The following is an 8,768-nucleotide window of genomic DNA, read 5'->3' as shown; positions in this document are numbered from 1 at the left end:
ACAATGCTTACATTTTGAGTAATATCGCCATCTTCTTCATCCAACGCTTTAACGCCTGTCATTGGATCAAAGGCATCATTGACTTGAAGAACTGTGAAGTCTGGAACACTTAAGACCGGTTTGTTTAAATCATCAACCGTTACTCTAACTTGAATTTCTGTGTTTGGCTCGTTTACAACGAAGAATGATACGTCATAGTACTCTCCTTTTGGCGTATATTCTGCCTTAACAGTATCCTTTCCAATTTGTACTTCTTCATCAACTATTTGTAAAGTTTTACGACTTTCAACAAAAACTTCAGAAAGTTTCATAAATTCTTCTAAATTATGAGCCTTAGCCTGTTCCATATTAAGATTGAAATCTTTAGCGTATATTATAAATTCTTCACCAATAAATGGTTTAAATGGCGTTATTTTACCAACTATCGATGTATTAGTGTCGGTTGTTCCTTTAACGCGTATTACAATGTTATGAGGTCCAATTTCTAGGTTTCCATAATTTTCTTTAGAAACAACTTCTAACATATTATCCGCCGAGACTTGTTGATCTTCTTCGTTTATATACCAAGCTTTTGATTCTGATAACGATAGGATTTCAGCATCCGAACCACTTGCATCTTTCACATTAACAGCGAAATTATTTCCTTTAACAACATACTTATCTCCGACTGTATAATCACCAACATAAACGTGTCTTGTTCTTGTTACAGTATTATAATCTGAATCGGTCACAGAGTAGACTACTGTATAATGACCTTCTTTTGTAACGTCTACGTCGTTGGATACTTCGATTACTTTATCCGTAATGAGACCATCTTCGAAGTCCGTAGCTACTACTCCTTCTTTTGAATCAAATACTCCATTTAAAGGTATATGAATCGGTGACGTAACCGATAGAAGCGGCTTATTTAGATTGCTAACTGTTACTTCTCGTAGATTTTCAGTATCTTTAACATCCACACCATTTTTTACAACGATGAATGATGTATCATAATATTCCCCTGGATTAGTAGGAATTGCTTTTACTTTATCTGTTTTTACTCGAGTTGGAACATCTATTCTTTCAAAAGTTTCTCTGAGTTCAACATAAACATTTCCATGTAATTCATCTTGATACATATCATGGTCATGTTTTTCAGCGTCCACTAGATTTAAATTAAAATTGTTTGCATAGAGAATGTATTCTTCACCAATTTGTGGATATAATTTGGACACTTTTGCCTTTACATCAACAACTGGAGCAGATTCTTCTGTGTCAATAGATAATGAAATCTCATGAATCCCTTCTTCTTTGTTGAGATAATTTCCAGAATTAGTAACGATGATTTTATCATCAATCGATGTTAATTTATCATTTTTGACTATCCAAGCAGATGCATTTGATAGTTTAATTATTTCTTGATTTGTCGCTTGCATCTCATCAATTTGAACGGCAAAGTTGTATGCATCAATAATATATGATCCAACAGTTGGAATTGTCGTTACAATTCTTGTTCTTTTACTTGTATTATTATCACTATCTTTAACTTGATAATCAACTTCATAAACTCCTCGTTTCGAAGTGTCAACAGTATTTCTTATTACTTCAATTTTATCGGTTAAATCACCATCTTCAACATCACTCGCACTAACTTCTTCCATTTCATTAAACACAGTATTTAATGGAACATAGAATGGCGTAGTAAAATCAATAACTGGCTTATTTAAATTGTCTACAGTAACAAGAGACGTTGTCTCTGCTTTATCAGCACTATCTTCTATGACAAAGAAAGTAATTCTATATTTGTTTTCTCCTGTTGTTAATATAGGTTCAATTGTATTCTCACCTACACCAACTTCTTTATCAACAATTTTCAGTGTCTGTTTATCGTAAACCGTAACATCAGCAAAATCTTTCGACATGAATAATTTTTCATCATGTGGTTTTGTTGCTTGTGTTTCATTTAAATTGAAATCTTTCGATGTTATGATATAACGTTCATTTTCTCCAGCATTTTCCGAAACTAATGCTCTTATAGTCTTTGTTTCAACTACATCTTTTATTCCTATTATTATGGAATAAATTCCTTCTTCTTTGCTAGAGTAGTTATTATCATCCTTTACTACAATTTCACTATCCACGTTTACCATTTCATCATTAACAATATGGTAAGCCTCCGCTTTAGACTTACTAATAATCTCACCATGAGTTCCTAACATAGATTTCTTTGAGATTCCAAAATTATTTGCTTTAATGACATACTCTTCATCAAGAATTGTATAATCACCAACAAACACATGACGGATTTTTGAAACAGTATTATTGTCTTTATCTGTTACTGAGTACTTAACTGTATAGTGACCTTCTATGGATGTATCGACTGTATTGTCACTTATAACAATTTCATTTGTTAATGACCCGTCTTCTTCATCATAAGCAGTTACGCCTTTCTTAGCATCAAATACTTCATTTAGTTGAAGAACAATTGGAGATGTTAAGGTAATCACTGGTTCACTCATATTATTCACTGTTACTTTTACTTGTAATTCTGTGTCTTGTAACTTCTCGTTTCCTAAATGAGCCACGAATGATACATCATAATAATTACCTGAGCTAGTAAAATCAGGCTTTACAGTATTAGTTTCTATTGTTGTTTTTAAATCTACAATTGTGAAATTTTCTCGTTCTTTTACATAAACATTTCCATGATTTTCATCTTTGAACAACGTCTCGCTATGAGGAGGTGTTGCTTGTTCTTGATTTAGATTAAAATCACTCGCATAGAGAATATAGTCTTCTCCTACTTTTACTGGACCATTAACTATTTCTCCATTTATCTCTTTACTTGTTTTTACTCTATCTTTTATCTGAATTTTAATTTTATAAACGCCGGCTGTTTTTGTAGAGTAATCTCCGGATGAAACTACTTCTATTTGATCATTAATATTTGTTAATGTATTACCATTTACTTTATAAGCTTCAGCGTTTGACAACTTGATGATCTCATCATTAGTTCCGAGTACATCATCTATTGAAACTGCAAAATGTCTTGCATCAAATACATAGTCTCCGTCAATAATATAATTTCCAACAAAAACATGTCTTGTCTTACTTGTGTTATTTCCATCACTGTCTTCCACTGCATATTTGACTGTATAATGTCCTCGCGTTGCGACATCAACATTATTTTCAGTTACTTCAACTTTATCGGACAAATCTCCATCCTCAATATCAGATGCACTGACTCCGCTCATCGCATCAAATTCTCCATTTAATGGAATTCTAATTGGTGACGTAACATTTAAAACCGGAACATTTAAATTATCTACTGTAACTTTTACAAAAACTTCTGCTTCTAGGTCGTCTGTAACTACAAATGACAAGTCATATGGATTAATACCATTTTTTGTTTCTATTGGTTTAATTGTATTTTTCTTAACTTCAGTGGATTTATTAACGAATGTTAAAGTATCGATTTCTTGAACACGAACATCTCCATGATCCCCATCTTTAAACATGTCTAAATCATGAGGTGGGGTAGCGTCAGCTACGTTAAGATTGAATCCTTTAGCATAAATGAAGTATTTATCTCCAATTGATACAGGTTTATCACTAATAATACCCACTACTTCCTTAACAGGTGTATCTATATCAATAATTCCAATTTCAATTCCATAATTACCTGGACTCTTATTTTCATAACCATTAGTTTTTTTGACCTTAAGTTTTTCATTAGCTTTTGTTATTTCACCTGTTGAAGGATCAATATGCCATGCCTGAGAACTTGATTCTTTAAGAATCTCTGCCTCTGTACCAGTCATCTCATTTGACCAAACAGCAAAATTTCTTGCTGATACTACATAGTCTCCGATTTGTATTCCATAAGGATTTACAAATACTTGACGTTTACGTGAAGTTGTATTGTTATCACTATCGGTGACATTATAGGTTAACTCATAAATCCCTTCTTTTGAAAGATCTAGTGTGTCTAGACCATCAACCTCAATTTTATCAGTAAGATCACCATCTTCTATATCACTCGCTGTAACATTTTCTAAGTGATCGAATGAATCATTTACATTCAAAATTACGATAGGATTTAAAGAAATTGAAGGCGGATTTAAATTATTGACTGTTGCTAATACATCCGCACTTGTCGTTTTTTCATCCTTCACTGAAAATTGAACATCGTATCCCTGTTCATTATGAATAGGTTCTACTTTATCAATCGTAACTTCAGCAGCATTATCTATTTCTTTTAAACCAATTCGCTCAAATACTGTTAATTTTGCACGTTTAAAATAGAGTTCCATATCGCGTGGTGCAGTGGCCTCTTGTTGATTTAAATTAAAGTTATTTGCAGCAATTATGTAGCGATCTCCTGTAACAATAATTTCTTGATCAATGACTTTTCCCGTAATTTCTTTGTTTAATTTGGGCATGCCATTGATTGAGATCGTAATTTTGTGCTCACCTTTTGTTTTTTCTGAGTAATTTCCTTTTTCTCTTACGATTAAATTTGTTGGGTCAATTGATGTTTTATTAATACCAACAACAACACCATTTTCGATCTTATTCGTTATTAACCATGCTTTTGCTGAAGATTCTTTTAGAATTTCATCATCAGAACCTTCCATAGTTGTTGCAGACACAACAAAATCATAGGCTCTTAATAGCTTATCATCATGAATTGTATATGTGCCATCATTAATAATAATTAACCTAAATGCAGTTGTCGTATTTCCATCACTGTCTGTAACAGAGTACTGTACAACATATTCTGCACCCGGCTTACTGGTATCTACGGTATCACCTGATACTGTGATCTTATCTGTTAAGTCACCATCCTCAACATCAGTTGCAATAACACCCACTAGTGGATCAAAATTTGCATCTAAATCTACTAAACTAACTTCCGGAGCAATGATTACAGGTGGCGTTAAATTATTTACTTCAATATTAACTGTTACCACGACATCCTTACTGCCTATTAAATTAAATGTAGCGTTATATGTTCCTTCTGTATCAATTACAGTATGACTTTTAACTTCGACATCTAATGGCGTTGTTAAATCATTTTTATTCCAAGCAACAGCTTCTGTCCAATTGATTAAATCTTCATTCTGGATATTTTTCGCTTTGCTTGTTCCTATTCTGATATGATTTGCTGCAATTACATAGTCATCGTATTCCTCAACTATATCTCTATCAAGAACCGTTGCATTTACAGTTAGTCTGTTATCTGGACTATCAAGTTCTTCAGCAACTTTAAACGTAACGCCATAAACACCTTCTTTAGGTTCCATCTTATTTTCATGAATTAAAACAGTTCCTCTTTGTGATTCATTTGATTTTAAGATTGCTTCTGCGTTTGCTCGTTTAATAATTTTAGTATCAACTTCATCTACTTGTTTTACACCAGTATAGAAATCATTTGCTACTAAATAATAATTTTCAGTTTCAATTACAATATCCCACGGTAAAACTTTCAATATGACTGTTTTACTAATTGTTGGTGCGTCTTTAATCGCAACTTCAATCGGGAATTCACCAGCTTTTATATCGTTTGGATCAAAGCCACCCCATGATTTTATTGTTACATCCGTTGGTTCGGTTGTTTCTCCAGTAACTGTAGCGCTTGCTTTCAGTGCATTTAGTAGTTTGACTTCTGTATCAATTGTAGCTGCTTCTTTTCTACCTACCGTTTTACCAAATGCTTCTAATGTGAAGTTTAAATCTTCTACAATCGTTTCAGTTCCCTTGATAAATGTTGTATCATGGTAATCTTTTGTTGTTACAGGGTTAGAATTACCTAATTTATCCGTTAAAATAATTTGAACAACATCTTCTGCATTAAATGATTTTCCAGCTGGCAATTCTATTCTCCACTTACCATCTGTACCTACAACTGTATTAACCCTTCCATCTTCTGGCCATAATGCAGGATCAATTGATGTTCCACCGGTTACAAATTCACCATTTATTTTTACTGTAACTCTACTTCCAGGTTCATCGGAAGTTCCTTCAACTACATTCATATATGCATAAAGATTATTTGATATTGATGCTGGGTTAGGTGGAGTTTTGTCAATGACTGTAACTTCATTTGGAAATGGAGCTGTTACATATCGCTTTCTATTTTCCGCTAAATCAGGTGTTCCTCTATATGCTGATAGCACTTCATATTTATCACCAATTTCAGCTAAATTCCCTTCGCCTAGATCAATGTAAAACACACCACCTAGATAGCCTTGTTCATAAACTTCAACACCTGGTTCTGTATTTGACTTTCCTCGAGTTGGTAATTCATTTTTTAATTGTGCATTAAATTCACGAATCGTTCCATCTTTTTTAGTTTCTCTCATCGATACCCATACTTCATCAGTCCAAGCATCACGTCCGCCTTGCGAACCTGTAGAATTAGTATTCATTCCCTCCGGAACAATTGCGTGACCAAAGATGTATCTATCAGTATCTTCAGGTGTACGTAACCAATCAATTGTTGGATATGAGTTGTTTCCATTAATTCTACTATAGTCAGCCATAGAACCAAATGTTTGAGAATTAAATTCTGTTTTTTGATCTGTGTCAACAATAGTCCCTAATTTAGCATCACTTAACTCAAATGAAAATAAGGGCCATGATCTATGTGGATCCCCAAAAACATTGTCTCCTGATAACCAGACAGCCAAATCTGACTCTTGAGACTTATATGTTGATGAAGAATGCATACCACTAAAAACTAATCCCCCACCCGATCTTGTATTTGCAAAATCGTAATACAATGGACTATCTGTTGTAAATTGAAGTCTTGAAACTCCAAATATACCTTGAGTTGCGCTGGAAGTAGTACCTCTAGCAACGTAAATTGTGTCCTTACCTGCTTCAATATCTAAAGCATCATTTGAATAGACTGCAGCACCATGATCCGAAATAATATTCATTTCCGTGCCAACACCCGTAGTTACGAATTTACTTGAGTTTGTATTATTTCCACCAGTAAATACAATGGCCACATTATCATTGGTTCCTGGATTTCGATCAGTGCCATCACCTTTATTTTTAATGTTAACTTTGGAACCACCACTAACATTAAACTCATTCGCTTGTCCGTACATTCTTACCGAAGGAGATCGCCCACCCTCAGAATGAATATTTAATTCAGCTTTATCTTTTATATATAGTTTTTGTCCACCAACAATAAAGAATCGCATTGCTGCACGATATTGATTATCGGTAACGTTTTGCCAAATATCAAAGACTGTTCCCGATCCCTCAATGACTATATCTGCACCTTCACTAATTTGTGAAACAAATCCCGGTGTTGCATCACCATTTTTCATTGATTTAATATTTACTTTTGACCCACCATTTACTAGTACACCAGAACCCACACTATTACGGTTATCACCAGCAATTGCAATACCAGCATGACGTCCATCTCCATATCCATTTCCATTTACTTGAACATTTAAGACAGACCCTTCAGTAATTTCTAATCTTACTTTGTTTTGATTATTGTTTCTACCAAGTAAGATTGTCGATTGTTCTGGCCCTGCTCCAGTATACTTTGTTGTAAAGTCTAATTTTGAATTCTTCACCTTTACAAAAGATTCCTCTGTGTTGTTAATATTCGCATCAATTACATTATACTGTGTACTCACTGTTGCTGTAGTGTTTACAAAACTAATACGTTGGGTATAAAACGCTCTATTATTTCCTGTTCCTGTAATAATTAATTTTGCATTATTCACATTAATATCTTTTGCAACGATAGTATTATTTCCAGCATTATTAGCCCAAGTTAAATCACCTGTTATGTTAACTGTTGCTTCTTGTGCAGTAATGATTGAATTCGGATATTGACTTCCAGTGTTTGATATATTATTAAAATTATACGTCCAATTGTTACTATCTGTCGTTGTTTGATAAATAACATAGTTATTGGCATGATTAAAAACTACATTGTTGAGCTCAAATACTTGAGGTGTTGATGTAGATCTAATTCTAAATAAATATCCTGTGTGTGTTCTTGAATCTATAGTATGCCCATTACCATTAATTTTTAACGATGTAGAGCGAGTTATATTTAAGTTGGAATTAGATGTTATATCACCAGAGAGATTAATTTCACTTACTGATGGATCATCGTATGCTTTCTTAAAATTTTCCCACGTTGAAACCTCAACTGAACCTGCACGAACAATAAATTCTTCTTGCTTTTCTTCTAGTTGATCTACTGGTTCTTCTACTAGTTCTTGTGAATCATCAATTTGAGGTTGTTCTAAATCCTCTTTAACAGAGTCATCAGTAATTTCATCTATAGGACCCTCTTCTTCAGATGGTTCCCCAACATTTTCTTCTATTTCACCCAGCTCACCTTGGTTTTCTACTTCCTGAGTCTCTGAATTACCTTCCAGAGCTTGTGTAGTTATCTGAGACGTCGAAATAATTATCACTAAAGATAAAAATATTTTTAAAAATTTAGTGAATCTAAACTTTTCTTTTTTCATAAACTTTCCTCCCTAAATAAATATTTACTTGTATTTATATGTACACTATTACATATTCTAAAGATAACATGTTTTTTTGCGCAAACAAGTATTTGAGAGTCTGTTCGTCATGAAACAGTTGGTTAATGTAATGAATTAATAACAAGTTTAGATAAAGTCCATATAATTGTGTAAAAGTAAAAAAAGCCATAGAGGCTCTGTTATTATGTTAGTACCCAAACAAACATAAGGAGATCTCTATGACACAAATTAATTTTACTTTAGATTCACAACAGA

The 8,768-nt window shown here is 33.3% G+C and carries 1 protein-coding gene; it reads right to left on the bottom strand.

Going from position 1 to position 8,768, the window contains the following annotated elements; translation table 11 throughout:
• On the bottom strand, positions 1 to 8,492 hold an 8,492-nt coding region (locus GVV10_RS09285), incomplete at its 3' end, for an immunoglobulin-like domain-containing protein (protein WP_159521965.1).
• Positions 8,493 to 8,768 lie beyond the last annotated feature (276 nt).

Origin of the sequence: Erysipelothrix urinaevulpis (assembly GCF_009828835.1) — a bacterium.
GTDB classification, from domain to species: domain Bacteria; phylum Bacillota_I; class Bacilli_A; order Erysipelotrichales; family Erysipelotrichaceae; genus Erysipelothrix; species Erysipelothrix urinaevulpis.
This window is presented reverse-complemented; position numbering and strand designations above follow the sequence as displayed.